This is a genomic window from Lysobacter korlensis, from assembly GCF_042434515.1.
On the sequence record NZ_JBHLTG010000002.1, the window covers coordinates 548,182 to 567,105 of the forward strand.

Consider the following 18,924-nt stretch of genomic DNA (forward strand, 5'->3'; position numbering starts at 1 on the left):
GCACCGGATTGCCGGAGGGCGGACTCGACGCGCGGTTAGGCTCGGCCTCACAGCAGACTGACGGTTTGAGGGGGGACGCACCAGTGAACCTGCCGAAGTACCGACGAACCCGCCGCACCGCCGCTGAGATCGAGGCGGAGATCGACGCCGCGCTAGCGCTGGGCGCCAGGAACGCGGCTCGCGAAGCCCGCAAGACGAGCCCGCCCGACGACGGACGGGAGCACGGCGACGAGGGCGTCGACGTCCTCGACCGTGGAGTCGTGCCCGAGGGTGAAGCGGAGGGCGCCGCGGGCCTCCTCCTCGACAAGACCGATGGCGAGCAGCACGTGCGAGGGCTGGGGAACACCGGCCTGGCAGGCGGACCCCGTGCTCACGGCGATGCCCGCAGCGTCGAGCAGGAAGAGCAGGGAGTCTCCCTCACATCCCGGGAACGTGAAGTGGGCGTTGTTCGGCAGCCGGTCGACGGGGTGACCGCGCAGCACGGCATCCGGGACCGCGCGCTGGACCCCCTCAATCAGCCGGTCGCGGAGCTCGCGCCGGTCGTGGAGCTGTTCAGCCGCCACCCCGAACGCCGCGGCCGCCGGGGCGTCCTGGGTGCCGGACCGGACGTTCCGCTGCTGCCCGCCACCGTGGACGAGGGGCTCGACCGTGGTGCCACGGGAGAGGACGAGAGCGCCGATGCCGAGCGGCCCGCCGATCTTGTGGGCGGAGACGCTCAGCGCGGCGAGCCCGCTTCTGGCGAAATCCAGCGGGATCTGACCGCAAGCGGCAACGGCGTCAGCGTGTACCGGAATGCCGTGCACGGCCGCGTGAGCCACCACCTCGGCGACTGGCTGGATCGTGCCGATCTCGTTGTTCGCCCAGAGCAGGGTGACGAAGGCGACATCGTCCGCGAGCGCCTCCTCCAGAGCCTCGAGGCTGATCTTGCCGTGCTCGTCGACCGGTATCCAGTCGATCACGGCGCCCTCATGAGCGGCGAGCCACTCCAGGGTGTCGACCGTGGCGTGGTGTTCACCCAGCGGCGCCACGATGCGCGGGCGCTTCCGCTGCCAGTACAGCCCCTTCAGGGCGAGATTGATGGCCTCAGTGCCCCCGCCGGTGAAGATGACCTCGATCGAATCACACCCGAGCGCACGGGCGACACGCTCCCGTCCCTCCTCGAGGACTCGCCGAGCGGACTGCCCCGCCGAATGGATCGACGACGGGTTTCCGACGACACGCAGAGCATCCGTGTACTCCGCCAGCGCGGCGGCGGTGAGCGGCGTGGTCGCCGCGTGGTCGAGGTAGATTCCCACTCGTCCTCCAGTGGAGAGCCGACCGAGCACCGGTCAACAGCACCTACTGTAGAGCGCATGTCCTCCGTCCAGCCGAGCATCGACCCGTCGCTCTCCGGACCGCTCTCGCGGCCGACGACCGCCGACGACCTCGGTGAGCTCGGGGCGCGGCGGACGCCGCGCGGCGGGGAGCTGCGGGTGTGGAGCGAGCACGCCACATCGATGCAGCTCTGCATCTGGGATGCGGACGACCCCACCTGGCTCGTGAAGCGGGTTCCGCTGACCCGTGACGAGCACGGCGTCTGGTGCGGCGTCAGCCGGTCGCTGCAGCCCGGAGTGCCGTACACGATCCGCGCGAACGGACCTCGTGGGGCGACCCACGCGTTCAGCCAGAGCCGGGACCTGATCGATCCGTATGCCCGCGGGATCGCCCAGACCTCGGCCGGCGACTGGCGGTCGTATCTGATCGACGGCGAATTCGACTGGAGAGGCGCCACGAAGCCGGAGGTGCCGCTGCACCACACGGTGATCTACGAGGCGCACGTGAAGGGCCTCACCAAGCTGAACTCCGGGATGCCGGAGGACCTGCGCGGCACCTACGCAGGACTCGCCCACTGGACCACCATCGAGTACCTGCTCGAGCTCGGCATCACCACGGTCGAGCTGCTGCCGGTGCAGCAGTTCACCAGCGAAAACCACCTCAAGCGCCAGGGCAAGTCGAACTACTGGGGCTACAACACCCTGAACTTCTTCTCCCCGCACGCCGAGTACGCCACCGAGGCCGCCCGCCGGGAGGGGCCCGATGCGGTCGCCCGCGAGTTCAAGGACATGGTCCGGCGTTTGCACGAGGCCGGCATCGAGGTCGTGCTGGACGTGGTCTACAACCACACTGCCGAGGAAGGTCGCCGGGGCCCGACCACGAGCCTGCGCGGACTCGACAACGCCAGCTACTACCGCCAGGACGCCCGCGGCCACTACATCGACACCACCGGATGCGGCAACACGCTCAACACGGCGACGCCAGCTGCGCAGCGCCTGGTGATCGACAGCCTGAAGTACTGGGCCAACGAGATGCAGGTCGACGGATTCCGGTTCGACCTCGCCGCGAGCCTCGGCCGGGATGAGAAGGCGCACTTCGACCCGAACCACCCGCTGCTGAAGGCGATCCTCGACGATCCGGAGCTGCAGGGCGTCAAGATGATCGCGGAGCCGTGGGATGTCGGACTCGGCGGCTGGCAGGTGGGGAACTTCCCGGGCCCATCGAAGTCCCGGCCCGGCTACGCCGAGTGGAACGACGGATACCGCGACCAGATGCGCGAGTTCTGGCTCACCGACATCGCCGCCGCACGTCAGCACGGCAGCGCGCCGGTCGGAATCGGCCCGTTCGCGGGACGGCTCACCGGATCGGAGCACGTGTTCGGCCAGGAGCGCGGCCCCCTCGCCTCGGTGAACTTCATCACCGCCCACGACGGCTTCACGATGGCGGATCTCACCGCGTACAACACGAAGCACAACCTGGCCAACGGCGAGAACAACCGCGACGGCACCGACAACAATCGCTCCTTCAACCACGGCGCCGAAGGTTCGACGGACGACCGGCAGGTGCTGTCCGCCCGCGCCAAGGCGATGCGGAACATGCTGGGCACGCTCCTTCTGAGCGCCGGCATTCCGATGCTCACCGCCGGGGATGAGTTCGGCCGCACTCAGCTGGGCAACAACAACGCCTACTGCCACGACAACGAGCTCACCTGGCTGGACTGGAACTGGCAGGACTGGCAGCACGAGCTCTGGATGGTGGCGCAGCAGCTGATCCGGCTCCGTCGCGAGAACGCGGCGCTGCGGCCCGCGAAGTTCGGCAAGTGGGGCGAGACCGTCCCGACCGCGACGCAGATGGACTGGTACAACAAGCAGGGCCTCTCGATGACCATCGAGGACTGGAACTCCCCCTCGGAGCGCACGCTGCAGTATCTGGCGGCGTACACGCCCGAGAAGGAAGAGTTCAACCGGATCCTGCTGATCGTCCACGGGCTCGAGGAGGACGTCACGGTGACGCTTCCCGAGCATGAGGGCGTCACCGGCTACTCGCTGCTCTGGGACTCGGCGGCCGACGAGCTGGACGAGCTCGAGCTCGAGCACGGTCCGGGCAGCGAGCTGCGCGTCGCCGCATCCTCGATGCAGCTGTTCCGCGCCCACTGACGAGGCTCGCTCGGTCGCTGAGCCCGTCGAAGGGATCGACCGGTCAGCCCCGCGGTCCCTTCGACAGGATCAGAGACCCGGCTTTCCCTACGCGACCGCGGTGATGCCGAGCTCGGCCGGGTTCGCGAGCAGCGGATGACTCGGCACGACCCGCACGTTGTAGCCGAAGCTTCCGGCGCGGTCGAGACGCAGCCTGCCAGCGAACGTCGCGCTCGTACCGTTCTGCTCGGCGAGCTCCAGTCGGGTGTGCTGCACGTTCTTCAGCCGGTCGCCGTCGTGGGCACGGCCGGACACGACCTCCACGTTGACGTCGCCGGGCTCCACCGCACCGAGGTCGACGAACGCACGAACCGTCAGCTCGTCACCCACCTGCGGCACGATCTCCACGCCCTCCGACTCGACGTGCGCGACGCGCAGGTCCGGCCACGCTGCGCGGATGCGGGCGATCCAGGCGGCGAGCTCCTTGCCTCCGGCGTACGAATCCGCGGAGACACGTCGCTCCGAATGCGCGGCGGGCACGTACAGCCGCTCCACGTACTCGCGCACCATGCGGTCCGCCGAGAGCGCGGGCGACAGCGTCGAGAGCGTGTGGCGCATCCAAGCGGTCCAGCCCCGGGGCACGCCGTCGCCGTCGCGGGTGTAGAAGCGCGGGGCGACCTGGTGCTCGATCAGGTCGTAGAGCGACTCCGCCTCGAGCGCGTCGCGCTCCGCGGCGTCGCCGGCGCTGTCGGCGGACGGGATCGCCCAGCCGTTCTCGCCGTCGTAGTACTCGTTCCACCAGCCGTCGAGGATCGAGAGATTCAGCGAGCCGTTCAGTGCCGCCTTCATCCCAGAGGTGCCGCACGCCTCCAGCGGGCGCAGCGGGTTGTTCAGCCAGACGTCGGTGCCCGGGTAGAGCAGCTTCGCCATGCCGATGTCGTAGTTCGGCAGGAAGACGATGCGCTTACGCACGTCCGGCTCAGACGCGAACTGGACGAGCTTCTGGATGAGGCGCTTGCCCTCGTCGTCTGCCGGGTGGGACTTTCCGGCGATCACCAGCTGCACGGGTCGCTCCGGATGCGTCAGCAGCGCGCGCAGCCGCTCCGTGTCGTGCAGCATCAGCGTCAGCCGCTTGTAGGTTGGCACACGCCGGGCGAAGCCGATGGTGAGCACATTCGGGTCCAGGAGCTCGTTGAACCAGGCGGGCACACCGGCGCCGGGGTTCTGCTCCACCCACGACGCGATGGTGCGCGCCCTGGCGTCCTGCACCAGCTGCGACCGCATCCGGCCCTTGACGTCCCAGAGGTCCCAGTCGCTGATCGCCGCATTGTTCCAGTCCACCGTGGTGGTGTCCCACGCGCCCAGCCGGTCCGAGATCAGGTCGAGCAGCATCGGGTCGGTCCACGTCGGAGCGTGCACGCCGTTCGTGACCGACGTGATCGGCACGTCCTCGGTGTCGAAGTCCGGCCACAGGGCGCCGAACATCCCGCGGCTCACTTCGCCGTGCAGCTGCGACACCCCGTTCGCCCGCTGCCCGAGCCGCAAGCCCATGACCGCCATGTTGAACGTGCTGGGGCTGCCACCGTCGTAGTTCTCGACACCGAGGGCGAGGACCCGCTCGACGTCGACGCCGGGCAGCAGGCCGGTCGAGAAGTAGCGCTCCACGAGCCCCAGGTCGAACCGGTCGATGCCGGCGGGCACCGGCGTGTGCGTGGTGAACACCGTGCCTGCCCGCACGACCTGCAGCGCCTCGCCGAAGGCGAGTCCCTTGCCGACCAGCTTCTTGATCCGTTCGAGCCCGAGGAAGCCCGCGTGACCCTCGTTGGTGTGGAACACCTCGGGCGCCGGTGCGCCGGTGAGCTCGCAGTACAGGTCGATCGCGCGGACCCCGCCGACGCCGAGCAGCAGCTCCTGCAGCAGCCGGTGCTCCCCGCCGCCGCCGTAGAGCCGGTCCGTGACTCCGCGCAGGTCGTCATCGTTGGCGGGGATGTCGGTGTCGAGCATGAGCAGCGGGATGCGCCCGACGTGCGCCTGCCAGATCCGGGCATGCAGCACCCGGTTTTCGGGAAGCTCCAGGGCGACCTGCGCCGGGGAACCGTCCTGTTGACGCAGCACGGTCAGCGGCAGGCCGTCCGGATCGAGCACCGGGTAGCTCTCCTGCTGCCAGCCGTCCCGGGAGATGCCCTGACGGAAATACCCGGCGCGGTAGAAGAGCCCAACACCGACGATGGGCACACCGAGGTCGGATGCGCTCTTCAGGTGGTCGCCGGCCAGGATCCCGAGGCCGCCGGAGTATTGCGGCAGCGCGGCGGCGATGCCGAACTCCGGCGAGAAGTAGGCGATCGCACGCGGAGCGTCCTCGAGGGACTGATACCAGCGCGGCTCCTGGAGGTAACTGTGCAGGTCGTCGCGGAGCGCGTTCGTGCGCTCGACGAAGCTCCAGTCGCTCGCAAGCTCCGCCAGCCGCTCCGGGGCCACCTCGCCGAGGAGGGCGACCGGGTCGTGGCCGGTCGACTCCCACAGCACCGGGTCTATCGAGCGGAACAGCTGGAGCGTCGGCTCATGCCAGGACCAGCGGAGGTTCGTGGCGAGCTCGTCGAGCGCCTTCAGCGACTCCGGGAGCACGGTGCGGACGGTGAACCGTCGGATAGCCTTCACCCGGCCAAGCCTAGGCCGAGTTGGAAGCGCTTGCCCAACACCCCGCCGGTGCGCCTTCCGGGCCTCCAAATCCCCGTCGTTGTCTCTGACAGGTCGCTGGATTGCGCATCGGCGTTCTCTGCACACCGGATACGGTCGAGGTGTGGAGACCGCCTATGAACCTCGCATCGGACGCATCCCCATCCGCAATCTCTCGCCGCTCCAACCGGAGGATCGCTGGCCCACGAAGGCCTTCGCCGGCGAGGTCGTGCCCTTCGAAGCCACCGTGTTCAAGGAGGGTCACGACCAGCTCGGCACCCAGCTCCTGCTGACGGCGCCGGACGGCTCGGTTCGCGTCACGCGGATGACGAAACTGCCGATCGAGCAGGCGGTCGACCGCTGGCATGCGGTCGGTCAGCTCGACCAGGAGGGCGCCTGGACGTGGCGCGTCCGCGCCTTCGTCGATGACTGGCTCACCTGGCTCCACAACGCCGAGATCAAGGTCCCGGCGGGTGTGGATGTCGAGCTCATGTTCCAGATCGGCGCCCAGCTGCTGAAGCGGGCCGGGCGGTCCAAGCCCGTGCTGCAGGCCCTCGCCGCCTTCTCGGACCCCACGCAGAGCGCCGGCGAGCGCCTCGCGTTCGCGCTCGACCCGAAGCTGACGGCACTGGTCGAGACGAAGCCGCTCGCAAGCCTCGTCACCGACTCTGAGCCCCACGAGATCCGCGTCGAGCGCTCGCGTGCCGGCGTCGGCAGCTGGTACGAGTTCTTCCCCCGCTCCATCGGCGCGAAGCAGCGGAAGGACGGCAGCTGGATCAGCGGCACGTTCCGCACCGCGGCGAAGCGGCTCCCCGAGGTCAAGCGCATGGGCTTCGACGTCGTCTACCTGCCGCCGATCCACCCGATCGGGCGTGCCTTCCGGAAGGGTCCGAACAACACCCTCAACGCCGGCCCGAACGACCCAGGCTCGCCATGGGCAATCGGCGCGGCGGAGGGCGGCCACGACGCCATCCACCCCGACCTCGGCACCGAGAAGGACTTCACCTTCTTCCTCGACCAGGCGAAGCGAAACGGCCTCGAGGTGGCGCTCGACCTGGCATTCCAGTGCGCCCCCGACCACCCATGGGTCACCGAGCATCCGCAGTGGTTCACGACGCTCCCCGACGGCACGATCGCGTACGCGGAGAACCCGCCGAAGAAGTACCAGGACATCTACCCGCTGAACTTCGACAACGACTGGGACGGGCTCACGCAGGCGCTGCTCCGAGTGGTGCTGCACTGGGTGAACCTCGGCGTCAAGATCTTCCGCGTCGACAACCCGCACACGAAGCCGCTGCGGTTCTGGGAGTGGCTGATCCACGAGGTGAACGCGGCGCATCCGGATGTCATCTTCTTCGCCGAGGCGTTCACGAGACCGCCGATGATGCAGTCGCTCGGCCAGGTCGGGTTCCAGCAGTCCTACACCTACTTCACCTGGCGCAACACGAAGCAGGAGCTCGAGGAGTACCTCACCGAGGTCTCGAAGGAGACGAGCGCCTGGTTCCGGCCGAACTTCTTCGTGAACACCCCGGACATCCTCACCGAGTACCTGCAGTTCGGCGGGCGCGCGGCGTACAAGGTCCGTGCCGCCCTGGCGGCCACCGCGTCGCCGTCATGGGGCGTGTACTCCGGCTACGAGCTGTTCGAGGATGTCGCCCGGCCGGGGTCCGAGGAGAACATCGACAACGAGAAGTACGAGTACAAGCCGCGCGACTTCGCCGCAGCGGAGGCCGAGGGCCACTCGCTGGCACCGTACCTGCGGCAGCTGAACCGCATCCGGGACAACCACCCCGCGCTGAAGCAGCTCCGGAACCTCGACGTGCACTGGAGCGACGACGGCGCCATCCTCGTCTTCACGAAGTTCCTCGCGGCGGAGCACATCGGACGCGGCGCACGCCCGGACGGGATCATCGTCGTCGCGAACGTCGACCCGCACTCCGTCCGGGAGACCAACATCCACCTTGATCTGACGAAGCTGGGGCTCCCCTACCCGTCGACCTACCAGGTGACCGAGCTGCTCACCAACCAAACCTGGACCTGGGGCGTCAGCAATTTCGTCCGACTGGACGCCTATCAGGAGCCGGTCCACATCCTGAGCGTCGAGTACCCGAGAGGAGCATGATGCCGACCACCCTCGATGCCCACCTGGTGCGCTGGATCGCGTCCGGCAGCCACCCGCGGCCGCACGACCATCTCGGCCAGCGCCAAGAGGGCATGCGGTTCGTGCTCCGCGCGCTCCGGCCGCTCGCGGAGTCGGTCACGGCGGTGCTCGCCGACGGCACCCGCGTGCCCCTCGAGCACATCGGCGAGGGGGTCTGGGAGGGCTCCTACGATGCGCCCGGCCAGGCGTACCAGCTGAACGCCGCCTACGCCGGTGGGCCGAACTGGATCGCGGACGACCCGTACCGGTTCGTCCCCTCGGTTGGCGAGATCGACCGCCACCTGTGGGGCGAGGGCAGGCACGAGCAGGTGTGGCATGTGCTCGGCGCCCACTACCGGCCGCACGAGGGCGTCGATGGCACCTCGTTCTCGGTCTGGGCCCCGCACGCGCGGTCGGTGCGCGTGATCGGTGACTTCAACGGCTGGTACGGCGTGAACTCCGCGATGCGCCGTCTCGACGATGTCGGCATCTGGGAGATCTTCCTTCCCGGAGTGCAGCCTGGCGCCTCCTACAAGTTCGAGATCCTCACCCCTGACGGCACCTGGGTCGAGCGCGCCGACCCGATGGCGCGCGCCGCGGAGGTGCCGCCGGCGACCGCATCGAAGGTGACGCACTCGCGCTACGAGTGGACCGACTCCGCGTGGCTCGACCAGCGGGCGCAGCGCGATCCGCACAACTCCCCGATGAGCGTCTATGAGGTCCACCTCGGCTCATGGCGACCGGGGCTCAGCTATCAGGACGCCGCGGATCAGCTGATCGAGTACGTGACGCAGCTCGGCTTCACCCACGTGGAGTTCCTGCCGCTGGCGGAGCACCCCTTCGGCGGGTCCTGGGGCTACCAGGTCACCGGGTACTACGCCCCCACCAGCCGGTTCGGCTCCCCCGACGACCTCAAGCACCTCATCGACCGCCTCCACAATGCCGGCATCGGCGTGATCATGGACTGGGTGCCCGGCCACTTCCCGAAGGACGAGTGGGCGCTCGCCCGTTTCGACGGGCGGCCGCTGTACGAGCACGCAGACCCGCGCCGCGGCGAGCAGCTCGACTGGGGCACGCTCATCTTCAACTTCGGCGACTCGCAGGTGCGGAACTTCCTCGTCGCCAACGCGCTGTACTGGCTCGAAGAGTTCCACATCGACGGGCTCCGGGTCGACGCGGTCGCGAGCATGCTGTACCTCGACTACTCGCGCGAGGAGTGGCTGCCGAACAAGTACGGCGGCCGGGAGAATCTCGAGGCGATCAGCTTCCTGCAGGAGGTGAACGCCACCGCCTACAAGCGGAACCCCGGCATCGTGATGATCGCCGAGGAGTCGACCGCCTGGCCGGGTGTCACCAAGCCCACCAGCATGTCCGGTCTCGGCTTCGGCCTGAAGTGGAACATGGGCTGGATGCACGACACGCTGAAGTACATGTCGGAAGACCCGATGTACCGCTCGTACCACCACGGCGAGATCACGTTCAGCTTCATGTACGCGTTCAGTGAGAGCTTCATGCTCCCCATCAGCCACGACGAGGTCGTGCACGGCAAGGGGTCGCTCTTGGGCAAGATGCCGGGTGACCAGTGGCAGAAGCTCGCGAACGTGCGCGCGTACCTGGCGTTCATGTGGGCGCATCCCGGCAAGCAGCTGCTGTTCATGGGCAGCGAGTTCGGGCAGCCGGGTGAGTGGAGCGAGGAGCGCGGTCTCGACTGGTGGATCCTCGAGCAGCCGGTGCACCAGGGCCTGCAGCGACTCGTGTCGCGGCTGAACACGGTCTACCGGGATCACCCCGCCCTCTGGGAGCAGGACAACACGGACCGCGGATTCGAGTGGCTCGACGGCGGCAACTCCGGGCAGAACGTCGTGGCGTTCCTCCGCTGGTCGACGGACGGCCAGCCCATCGCCGGCCTGTTCAACTTCAGCGGCAACACCATCCCGACCTACCGGGTCGGCCTGCCGTTCGGCGGCGTCTGGGACGAGGTGGTGAACACCGACGCCGAGGAGTACGGCGGGTCGGGAGTGGGCAACTTCGGCTCCGTCACCGCAAGCGACGAGCACTGGTGGGGCCGCCCCGCGTCGGTGGAGCTCACGCTGCCGCCGCTCGGCGCGCTGTACCTCACCCCGCGGCGCGAGAGCGCCAGCGCGGCCAAGCCGGCACCCGCCGAGGAGGCCCTCGACGCCAGCAGCGAGCCGGACGGCGGCACCGAAGCCGCCTAGCTCCACTGTCGTAGCTGGAGCTAGTACAGGAGCATCGTGAGGCGGCGGCGGGCCGCGATCACGCGAGGGTCCTCGGCGCCGACGATCTCGAAGTACTCGAGCAGCCGCACGCGGATCTTGTCCTTCTGATCCGGCTTCAGCGCCGGGAAGACGTCGAGCAGCCGGCCGAACGCGTCGTCGACGTGACCGCCGCTGATGTCGAGATCCGCCACGCCGAGTTGGGCATCGACGTCCTTCGGCCGGTCGGCTGCGGCCGAACGCACGTCCGCCGGGACCACGCCGTCGAGTCGCTGCAGCAGCTTCGCCTGGGCGAGGCCCGCGACCGCCATCGCGTCGCGCGGGTCCTGGGCGATCGCGGTCGTGTAGGCCTTCACCGCGGTGGCGAAGTCGCCGCGGGCGATGGCGTCGTACGCCTCCTGGTGCAGCGGCGGCAGCGGCGGCTCCTCCGGCTCCGGAGCGGCGTCGTCGGCCCCGTCGACCGGCACGGAGCCGGTGACGCCGTTCTGCGCCGCGAGCTCGAGCACCTGGTCGAAGACCTGCCGCACCTCATCCTCTGCCGGCATGCCGACGAAGAGCTGCAGCGGGCGGCCCGCGACGACGGCGGCCACCGCGGGGACCTGCTGCACCTGGAACGCCTGCGCGAGCTGCGGGTTCGCGTTGCCGTCGACGGTCGCGAGCACCAGGCGGCCGCCGTAGCTCGTCACCACGGTGCCGAGCGACGGCTCGATGCCCTCGGCGTAGAACTCGACGATGACCGGCACACGGTTCGAGAGGTCCAGCACGGAGCTGAACGTCTCGTCGCGGGCCTCCAGCACGACGCCCGGCGCCGTGGCCGACCCGGCCGGGCCGTTCGGCTGGCCTGCGCCTGCCGGAGACGGCTGCTGCCGGGGTCGCACGAGCGACGACAGGTCGACGGCGCCTCTCAGGTTGCCGACCGGCGGAGGAGCGTCGCTCATCCCACCTCCGACGCCGCGATGAGGCTGGTGCTGTAGCCGAGAAGCTGGATCTTGCCCCCCTCGGTCACCGGGGGGACGTAGAACAGCAACTGGTTGCCATAGGTGGCGGTGATGCCCTTGGTGGACTGCTTCTTGCCGGACAGGGCCTTGACAGCGCCGTCGGGGTTCACCGCGGCACCCTCCTCGACCGGTCGCACGGTCTCCTTCTCGTTCACGGCGAGGGCGACGAGGGCTCCGGCGTCATTCGTCGCGAAGGCGATGGTCTCGCTCTTGCCGGGTGCGTTCGAGAACTCGATCTCGGCGGTCTCGGGGATCTTCTTCTCGCGCTTGTCCTTCTGCTCCACGCCGATCTGCGGCAGCAGCGTGTCGTCCGTGAGGTCGAAGAGCTCAGCGAAGTCACTCTCCTCGCCCTTCAGCAGCACGTCGCCGTAGGCGGCCGCGAGGTCCTTGGGCGCGACCGCGAGCAGCTTCGTGTCCTCAGGCAGCCGGGCGGCGCCGACGGTCGGAGGGGCGACGTCGGGGATGACCGTCTCCGGCTCCAGCGTGATGGCGAAGTGCACCTTGTACTGGCTGCGCGGGTCGCGCTGCACCAGGATGAGGGCGACCGGCGGTGCGGACTCCTCGCTGCCGTCCTGCACGATCGTGAAGACGGTGCGCGGCCAGGTCTCGCCCTGCGCGGGCAGCGACAGCTGCTGCGGGAGGGTCAGCTTGACGCTGCGCTGCGGGATCACGGGAAGCTGACCGAGCTCGTCGTCCTCTTCCTGGATCTCATAACTGGCCTTGCGGAACTGCAGTGCGGCGCCTTCCAGGCGCCCACGGGCGAGTTTGAGATCCCGCTCCTCGTCCGCCTCGGCGACGGTCTGGCCGATGTTGGCGACGATGCGGCGCAGCTGCGACTCGGTGACCGCGGTCGGGGGCAGCTCGATCTCGGGCGCAGCGGTCTCCCCGGCAGACGCTGCGCCGACCGGGTCGGCCGTCGCGGGGGTGGCCACGATGGCGGACCCGCCGATCGCGAGGAGGCCGGCGAGCGCGACCGGGGTAGCGATCATGTTCCGCCGGCCGGACCCGGTGGAGGTCATTGCGCGCTGGGCTGGCTTGTACCGCCGCGCGCGTGGCGGCTTCGGGAGCCGCGGCTGCTTGCGACGCGGTCCTCGCGACCGGCGCAGGTGCAGCAGCGCCCAGATCAGCGCGGCGAGTCCGAGGAGCAGCAGGGTCAGTCCCGCGATCACGAGCGGCTCGGCCCACGGGGCGGAGTTGTCGAGCGGCCAGGTGACGCTGATGTTGCTCGGCGCCGGCTCGGCGCCGTCCGCGGCAATGATCATGGAGTAATCCTCCGGGACGTCGACGGCAAAGGTCAGCATATTCTCCTGCGTGTATTCGTTCAGCCAGAGGTCGGACCCGGTGATGGGCGGGACCTGCAGTTCGGAGCCTTCGACGACCTCGGTGACGAACTCGCCGGTCTCCGGGTCGATGTCGATGCGGTTGTACCGGGCGTCGCCGATCCAGGCCAGCACGTCGTCGGTTCGCCCGGTCGCGGCGGCGACCTGCTCGCTGCCGCTGATCTCCACCGACTGCCGGCCTTCATGGGCGTTGAGCACGCTGCCCTCGAGCAGGGTCAGCACGGCGGCCGAGTCGGTGTCAGCGGTCAGGGTCAGCGAATCCGGGCCGGCCCAGACCGTGCGCTGCGCGATGCCGACGCCGATGGCGACGAAGGCGGTCACGAACAGCACGATGGCCACAACAAAACGCACTGGTACTCCTTTCGTGTTCCCCCCGGCTGGTGCTTCACCAGCAGGCCCGGCGCACAGCGCTCGGGTTACCCTGCCCGCGAGACTCGGGACAGCGGGCGGGGAACAGCAAAGACATTCCAGAATAGCTGACGTCCCCCGAAACCGGAAACCGGGGTTCGGCCGCGCAGTCCGCCGGGACCGGCGACCGGCGACCGCGCCGCGCCTCAGGGGCGCTCGTTACACTTCTTCCGACGCGGCAGCGTCGACGCGAGATGCCAAGAGGGGGCACCATGTCGGCTGACGACACTGGGTTCGGGACCGAACTGCGGGGGTACCGGAAGGAAGAGGTCGATCGGGCGATCTCCGAGCTCCGGCGCGACCTCATCAAGGCCAACAGCGATCGCGCGGAGGCTGCCAAAGAGACGAAGCGGCTCGCCGCGCTGGCGGAGGATCTGCAGGCGGAGCTCGACGAGACGGGCAGCCCCACGTACTCCGGCCTCGGCATCCGCCTGGAGCGCACGCTGCGCCTCGCCGAGGAGCAGGCGACGCGGCTGATCAGCCAGGCCGACATCGACGCCGAGCGGCTGCGCAGCTCCGTGCAGGCCGACGTGCAGCGCCTCCGGACGGAGGCGGCCGACGCGGCGGAGCGCATCCTCACCGAGGCCCGGGAGCAGGCTGAGCAGATCCTCGCCCACGCCCGCGCCGACGCCGACGACATCCGCGCCCGCGCGGAGACCGACTCGGAGACCCTCACCCAGGACGCCGTGCGCGAGGCCGCGGCGATCCGGGGCGCGGTGGCGACGGAGGCGGCGGAGCTGCGCTCCACGAGCAAGCGGGAGGCCGCCGCCGTGCGCGCGGAGGCCGCACGGGAGGTCGCGGAGCTGAAGGCCGTGGCGAGTCACGAGGCGGCCGAGGCACGCGAAGCGGCGGCCGTGCTGGCACGAGACACCGAGAAGGCACGGGCGGACTTCCAGAACCAGGACGCCCGGCTGCGCGACGAGCTCGCCCGGTACATCGAGCAGGAGCGCACCGACCTGGAGCGTGAGATCGCCCGCCGGACGGCGGAGCTGGACGCGCACGTCGAGTCGACTCGCACCACGGTCGACGAGGAGGCGCGGCGCACCCGTGCGGAGGTCGCCGCCGAGGTCGAGCAGCTGCGGTCCACCGCCGAGCGGGAGACCGAGAAGCGCCGCTCCGACGCGGCCCATGAGGCCGAGCGGCTGGTCACGGAGGCGAATGGGAACGCGCAGCAGACGGTGCGCGAGGCGACGGCCGAGGCGGAGCGGGTGCTCGGCGACGCGACGGCGGAAGCGGAGCGGACGCTCGGTGCGGCGACCGCCGAGGCCGAGCGCACGCTGCGCGAGGCGACGGCCGAAGCGGACCGGGTGCGGGAGGAGGCGGACGTGTACGGGGAGCGCGTGAGGTCGGCTGCGGACCTGGACGCGGAGAAGGTGCGGACCGATGCTGCCGACGAGGCGGCGGCGCTCCGCGCAGACGTCACGGCGAAGGCCGCCGGCGCACGTGAGGCTCTCGAGCTCGAGCTGCGCGACGCGCGCACCGCCTTCGACAACGAGCTCGCAGACGCCCGGACCCGACTCGCCCACGACACCGACAAGCAGGAGGCCGATCTCGCACGGGAGGCCGAGAAGGTGCGCAGCGAGCTCGCCGGTGAGGTCGAGGCGACGCGGGCGGCGCTGGCACACGAGACGGCGGAGACACGGAGCTCCCTCACCCGCGACGCCGAGCAGGCGCGGATCGACCTCGACGTGGAGCTCAAGGCGCGCCGCGACGACGCCGAGAAGGAGCTGCTCGCCCGGCACGAGGAGGCCGTCGCCCAGACCCAGCGCTACCTCGACGAGGCGCAGGCCCAGCTCGCCGATGCGACGCAGCGGGCATCCGAGAAGCGTCTCGAGGCCGACAGCATCGAGGCGCAGGCGAGGGCGCTGCTGCGGGACTCCCGCGAGAAGGCCGAAGCCACCGCCCGCGAGTCTCTCGCCAACGCCGAGGCCCGCGCCAAGGCGATGCTCGACGACGCGCAGACGCGCTCGGCCCAACTCGTCGCCGACGCTGAACGTCGCCTGGCGGAGCTCCGCGAGGAGCGCGAGGCCGTGGCGAGCTATGTGGAAGGGCTCCGCGGGGTATTGTCACAAGCAGAGAAGGTGACCGCCGAACACTAGGCCCCAAGGACGAGCTTGAGAATACAGAACCCGTTCCGTCTCGGGCTCTTCGGAGGACTCGGCGTCCTCGTCGCCATCGGCATCGGTGTCGCGTTCCTGAATCTGGCGACGATCCTCACCTACATCGGCGCTGCGCTGTTCATCGCCATGGGCATCGACCCGCTGGTCACCTGGCTCGACAAACGCGGCGTCAAGCGCTGGCTCGCGATCCTGATCGTGCTGTTCGTGCTGCTCGGCGCCGTGACGGGGCTGGTGCTGGCGATCATCCCGGTGATCAGCGCTCAGGTGAGCACCCTGATTCAGCAGCTCCCGGACTTCATCGACCTCCTGGTCGACGGGACGGCGCGGGAATGGGCGCAGGACACGTTCCCGTTCCTCCCCGTGGACGACATCGCTGACGAGGCGATCGCCTGGGCGCAGAGCGGCGACACCATCACGAACATCTTCGGCGGGGTGCTCCAGACGGGTATCGCCGTGGCGGGCGGCGTCTTCGGGTTCGTCATCGTGCTCATCCTCACGATCTACTTCGTCGCGTCGCTGCACAACATCAAGCGCGCGATGTACCAGCTGGTGCCCGCTTCGAAGCGCGAGAAGTTCATCGACCTCTCCGAGCAGATCAGCGTCGCGGTCGGCCGGTTCGTGGTCGGGCAGCTCGCGCTGGCCTTCACGAACGGCATCTTGACCTTCATCTTCATGTCGATCCTGCGGGCGGAGTACTCCGCGCTGCTGGCGTTCATCGCGTTCCTGTTCTCGCTCGTGCCGCTGGTCGGAACGATCTCGGGGTCGACGATCATCGTCGCGAGCCTGGCATTGTTCCCGCCGGACGCGACGACCGAATGGGCGGTTCCCGCGTGGATCATCGCCGCGATCTACTACCTCGTGTACATGCAGGTGGAGGCGTACCTGCTGAGCCCGAACATCATGCGGGCGGCCGTGAAGGTGCCGGGCGTTGTGGTCGTCATCGCCGCACTGGCCGGCGGCACCCTCGCCGGCATCCTGGGCGCGCTGGTCGCCATTCCCGTGGCGGCGTCGATCCTGCTCATCTTCAAGCAGGTCGTCATCCCGCGGCAGAACACGCTCTGACGCTCAGGCGGAAGGCCACTCCGTCGGCAGCGGGAGCACACCCGGGTTGAGGCGCGCGACGATCTCAGTGAGCACGCGGTAAGTCTGGCTCTCCCCCACCCACAGGTGCTTGCCGTTCTCGACGGCCACCAGCTCCGCCTCAGGCACCACGGCGAACCTCTCCGCCGCCTCAGCCGGCCGCAGGAAGTCGTCGAACTCGGGGACGACCGCGACGATGTGCTTGCCGCTGCCCGCCCACGCCGTGAGCTCCTCCGGCGTGGTCCGCCGCAGCGGCGGCGACAGCAGGATCAGGCCCTCGAGATCGTCGTGCTCGAGCCCGTGCTTCAGCGCCACCTCGGTGCCGAACGACCACCCGAGCAGCCACGGGCTCCGCAGGCCACGCTCGCGCACGAAGCCCATCGCGGCGGCGAGGTCGTGCTCCTCGGTTATGCCGTCCCCGAACTCGCCCTCGGAGGCGCCGCGCGGCGACGACGTCCCGCGCAGGTTGAAGCGGAGCACTGCGATGTCCGCCATCGCCGGAAGACGGGCGGCCGCCTTCCTGAGGATGTGGGAGTCCATGAAGCCGCCATGGGTCGGCAGCGGATGCAGGCACACCAGCGTGGCGACCGGTGGGGCGGACTCCGGCAGCGCAAGCTCCCCCACGAGCGTCAGTCCGTCGGCCGTCCGCAGCTCGATGTCCTCCCGCCGGGCAGGAAGCTCGCTGCCGCTGCGGATGGGGGTCGTCGCGCCCGCGCCCTGCTCGTCACTCACGGGCGGATGTTCCAGCAGTGGCTGTGCCAGTGGCGTCGTGCCGCGAGGTCGTCCTGCTCGCCGAACAGGCCGTCGGCCCGCCACGTCACCACGTGGCCCGTGCCTGGTCCGATGTCGAGGCTGCAACCCGGGCAGAGATACGTCTTCTGGGCCGACGTCGGCGCGAGTGGCTGCACGTTCCAGATCCCGTCCCGCTTCGCCACCGTGCGGCGGGTGCCGAACAGCACGCGGGTTGGGTCGAACTCGTCATGCGGCTCGAACGAACCTCGCCGCCGGGACGGTCGATTGGAGCGAGGCATGCTTCCACCCTAAAGCTCGACGGCGACGGGCTCAGCGACCGACGAAGTCGATCAGTACCAGCCCACGCTCTGCGAGTGGCTCCAGGCGCCACACGGCGCGCCGTAGCGGCCGGCGATGTAGCCGAGACCCCAGCTGATCTGCGTGGCGGGGTTCGTCTGCCAGTCCGCGCCGGCCGAGGCCATCTTGTTGCCCGGCAGGGCCTGCGGGATGCCGTACGCGCCGCTGGAGGGGTTCTGGGCGTAGACGTTCCAGCCCGACTCTTTGTTCCAGAGCGACACGAGGCAGTTGAACTCCCCTTCGCCCCAGCCCCGGGCGGCGACCATGTCGCGGGCGATGGCCTGTGCGCTGCCCGGGTCGACCGGACCCGCCACCGGGGCGGGCGCGGGCGCGGGCGCAGCGGCCGCGGCGCCATCGCCGCCACCGCTCTCGGCGGGCGGCGGTGCCACGACCTTCGGCTTGGGCTTGGGCAGCTCCACGACCTTGAAGCCGTCGCGCTGCGCCTCGTTCTCGTGGTTCCCGGCCACCGTCAGCGACTGCGCGGCCTGCTGCTGCAGAGCGGGGGCGACCGTCGCCGGGGTGGTGGCGTACGCCCCGGAATACGGCTCAACGATGCTCACCAGCAGGAAGCTGCAGGTGGCGAGGAAGCCGAAGACGGGGAGGGACCAACCGGACCGAGTGTGCCGTCCATCAGCAGGAGCGGCGGCGCCGCTGCGCCGCCCCTCGGGCTGGAAAACGGAAGAGTGCTTGGCCATCTAAGGGACAAGTGTAACCGTTGCGTCACGAATAGCCCATTCGGCACGACGGCACATCCCCCCTTTTCGCGGGCTGCCGCCGTCTCCTCACTGCTGTTTGACCGCCAGCATGACGCTCGTCACGCTGTCGAGCACGAGGTCGACCTGGGTCTCCGAGTACCCGCCGCGGCGCGGCCGGAACGCCACGGTGCGCACCTCGTCGACGGTGAGCGGCTTGCCTTGCTCGAAGTATCCGCGGATCTTCCTGGCGAACCGGTCGACGTCCTCGGGGTGATAGCCGGTGGTGAGCACACCGACTCGCTTGAACTTGTGTCCGTCCGGGCGTGCCGCGCGGTCCAGGATCGCCTGCGCGGTGCTCCGCACGTGTGCCGTCCATGCCTCCGGTCCGGCCTCTGCCAGGGCCCGGTCGCGCTCCCGAGCCGCGAACGCGTCCTCGAGCCGCTCGAGCGCGGCGTCGACGTGCGCCGGCGAGTAGCCGTCCTTCCGCATCGAGAATGCGGTGTGCCGGATCTCCTCGGCGGTGAGCTTCGCCGGCTCCGACATCGGGGTGGAATACGCCTCCCGTGCGGCGTCCAGGAACTGCTTCACCTCTTCGGCGTCGTACCCGTGCCGCTTGACCCGCGGGAAGAGATCACTCACGCGTCAATACTGCCGGATGGCCGGCCCATCTCCCGGGAGCGCGCGCGCCGGCGGCG

13 protein-coding genes are annotated in these 18,924 nt (G+C 69.6%); 5 read left to right on the plus strand and 8 right to left on the minus strand.

Features of this window, described 5'->3' with window-relative positions:
• Positions 1 to 152: 152 nt before the first annotated feature.
• Positions 153 to 1,295 (minus strand): cysteine desulfurase family protein, encoded by a 1,143-nt coding sequence (locus ACFFGH_RS12070; RefSeq protein ID WP_386668551.1) that lies wholly within the window; start codon positions 1,293 to 1,295, stop codon positions 153 to 155.
• Between the two features lie 57 nt (positions 1,296 to 1,352).
• Here ACFFGH_RS12070 and glgX point away from each other — a divergent pair, with 57 nt between their 5' ends.
• Positions 1,353 to 3,470 (plus strand): glycogen debranching protein GlgX, encoded by a 2,118-nt coding sequence (glgX, locus tag ACFFGH_RS12075; RefSeq protein ID WP_386668552.1) that lies wholly within the window; start codon positions 1,353 to 1,355, stop codon positions 3,468 to 3,470.
• 87 nt (positions 3,471 to 3,557) lie between these two features.
• Here glgX and glgP read toward each other — a convergent pair whose 3' ends face one another.
• Positions 3,558 to 6,107, minus strand: a complete 2,550-nt coding sequence (gene glgP, locus ACFFGH_RS12080) for an alpha-glucan family phosphorylase (protein ID WP_386668554.1) — start codon at positions 6,105 to 6,107, stop codon at positions 3,558 to 3,560.
• Between the two features lie 142 nt (positions 6,108 to 6,249).
• Here glgP and ACFFGH_RS12085 point away from each other — a divergent pair, with 142 nt between their 5' ends.
• Together ACFFGH_RS12085 and glgB are read left to right on the plus strand one after the other, a co-directional pair.
• Positions 6,250 to 8,247 carry an alpha-1,4-glucan--maltose-1-phosphate maltosyltransferase gene (locus ACFFGH_RS12085; protein WP_386668555.1) on the plus strand — a complete coding sequence of 666 codons (1,998 nt, stop codon included), beginning with the start codon at positions 6,250 to 6,252 and terminating at the stop codon, positions 8,245 to 8,247.
• Complete coding sequence (glgB, locus tag ACFFGH_RS12090; RefSeq protein WP_386668557.1) at positions 8,247 to 10,481, plus strand: 1,4-alpha-glucan branching protein GlgB; 2,235 nt, start codon at positions 8,247 to 8,249, stop codon at positions 10,479 to 10,481. The genes ACFFGH_RS12085 and glgB overlap by 1 nt, the downstream gene beginning before the upstream one ends.
• 20 nt (positions 10,482 to 10,501) lie before the next feature.
• On the opposite strand, the gene ACFFGH_RS12095 is transcribed toward glgB, so the two are convergent.
• Positions 10,502 to 11,437, minus strand: coding sequence for a co-chaperone YbbN (locus tag ACFFGH_RS12095; protein ID WP_386668559.1), 936 nt, complete (start codon positions 11,435 to 11,437; stop codon positions 10,502 to 10,504).
• Positions 11,434 to 13,188 (minus strand): DUF8094 domain-containing protein, encoded by a 1,755-nt coding sequence (locus ACFFGH_RS12100; protein WP_386668561.1) that lies wholly within the window; start codon positions 13,186 to 13,188, stop codon positions 11,434 to 11,436. The genes ACFFGH_RS12095 and ACFFGH_RS12100 overlap by 4 nt, the downstream gene beginning before the upstream one ends.
• A 269-nt stretch (positions 13,189 to 13,457) precedes the next feature.
• On the opposite strand from ACFFGH_RS12100, the gene ACFFGH_RS12105 reads away from it, so the two are divergent.
• Both ACFFGH_RS12105 and ACFFGH_RS12110 read left to right on the plus strand, forming a co-directional pair.
• Positions 13,458 to 15,344: a hypothetical protein gene (locus tag ACFFGH_RS12105; RefSeq protein ID WP_386668563.1), complete on the plus strand. Its 1,887-nt coding sequence runs from the start codon at positions 13,458 to 13,460 to the stop codon at positions 15,342 to 15,344.
• Positions 15,345 to 15,359: 15 nt separating this feature from the next.
• Positions 15,360 to 16,427, plus strand: a complete 1,068-nt coding sequence (locus ACFFGH_RS12110; protein ID WP_386668564.1) for an AI-2E family transporter — start codon at positions 15,360 to 15,362, stop codon at positions 16,425 to 16,427.
• 3 nt (positions 16,428 to 16,430) lie between these two features.
• Here the strand turns inward: ACFFGH_RS12110 and ACFFGH_RS12115 are convergent, their stop codons facing one another.
• The 4 genes from ACFFGH_RS12115 to ACFFGH_RS12130 form a co-directional block, all read right to left on the minus strand.
• Positions 16,431 to 17,177: an alpha/beta hydrolase gene (locus ACFFGH_RS12115; protein ID WP_386668566.1), complete on the minus strand. Its 747-nt coding sequence runs from the start codon at positions 17,175 to 17,177 to the stop codon at positions 16,431 to 16,433.
• Positions 17,174 to 17,476 carry an Rv1322 family protein gene (locus ACFFGH_RS12120; protein WP_386668568.1) on the minus strand — a complete coding sequence of 101 codons (303 nt, stop codon included), beginning with the start codon at positions 17,474 to 17,476 and terminating at the stop codon, positions 17,174 to 17,176. Before ACFFGH_RS12120 ends, ACFFGH_RS12115 begins: the two co-directional genes overlap by 4 nt.
• A gap of 51 nt (positions 17,477 to 17,527) precedes the next feature.
• A complete protein-coding gene (locus tag ACFFGH_RS12125; RefSeq protein ID WP_386668570.1) occupies positions 17,528 to 18,229 on the minus strand; it encodes an aggregation-promoting factor C-terminal-like domain-containing protein in 702 nt (233 codons plus the stop codon).
• Between the two features lie 87 nt (positions 18,230 to 18,316).
• The gene (locus ACFFGH_RS12130) at positions 18,317 to 18,868 is read right to left on the minus strand and encodes a DivIVA domain-containing protein (RefSeq protein ID WP_386668572.1); all 552 of its coding nucleotides are present in this window, start codon (positions 18,866 to 18,868) and stop codon (positions 18,317 to 18,319) included.
• Positions 18,869 to 18,924: the final 56 nt, after the last annotated feature.

Excerpts from the sequence above, each read along its gene's own strand:
- glgX (WP_386668552.1), top strand. The coding sequence starts at position 1,353 with ATGTCCTCCGTCCAGCCGAGCATCGACCCGTCGCTCTCCGGACCGCTC.
- glgB (WP_386668557.1), top strand. The coding sequence starts at position 8,247 with ATGCCGACCACCCTCGATGCCCACCTGGTGCGCTGGATCGCGTCCGGC.
- ACFFGH_RS12095 (WP_386668559.1), bottom strand. The coding sequence starts at position 11,437 with ATGAGCGACGCTCCTCCGCCGGTCGGCAACCTGAGAGGCGCCGTCGAC.
- ACFFGH_RS12105 (WP_386668563.1), top strand. The coding sequence starts at position 13,458 with ATGTCGGCTGACGACACTGGGTTCGGGACCGAACTGCGGGGGTACCGG.
- ACFFGH_RS12120 (WP_386668568.1), bottom strand. The coding sequence starts at position 17,476 with ATGCCTCGCTCCAATCGACCGTCCCGGCGGCGAGGTTCGTTCGAGCCG.
- ACFFGH_RS12125 (WP_386668570.1), bottom strand. The coding sequence starts at position 18,229 with ATGGCCAAGCACTCTTCCGTTTTCCAGCCCGAGGGGCGGCGCAGCGGC.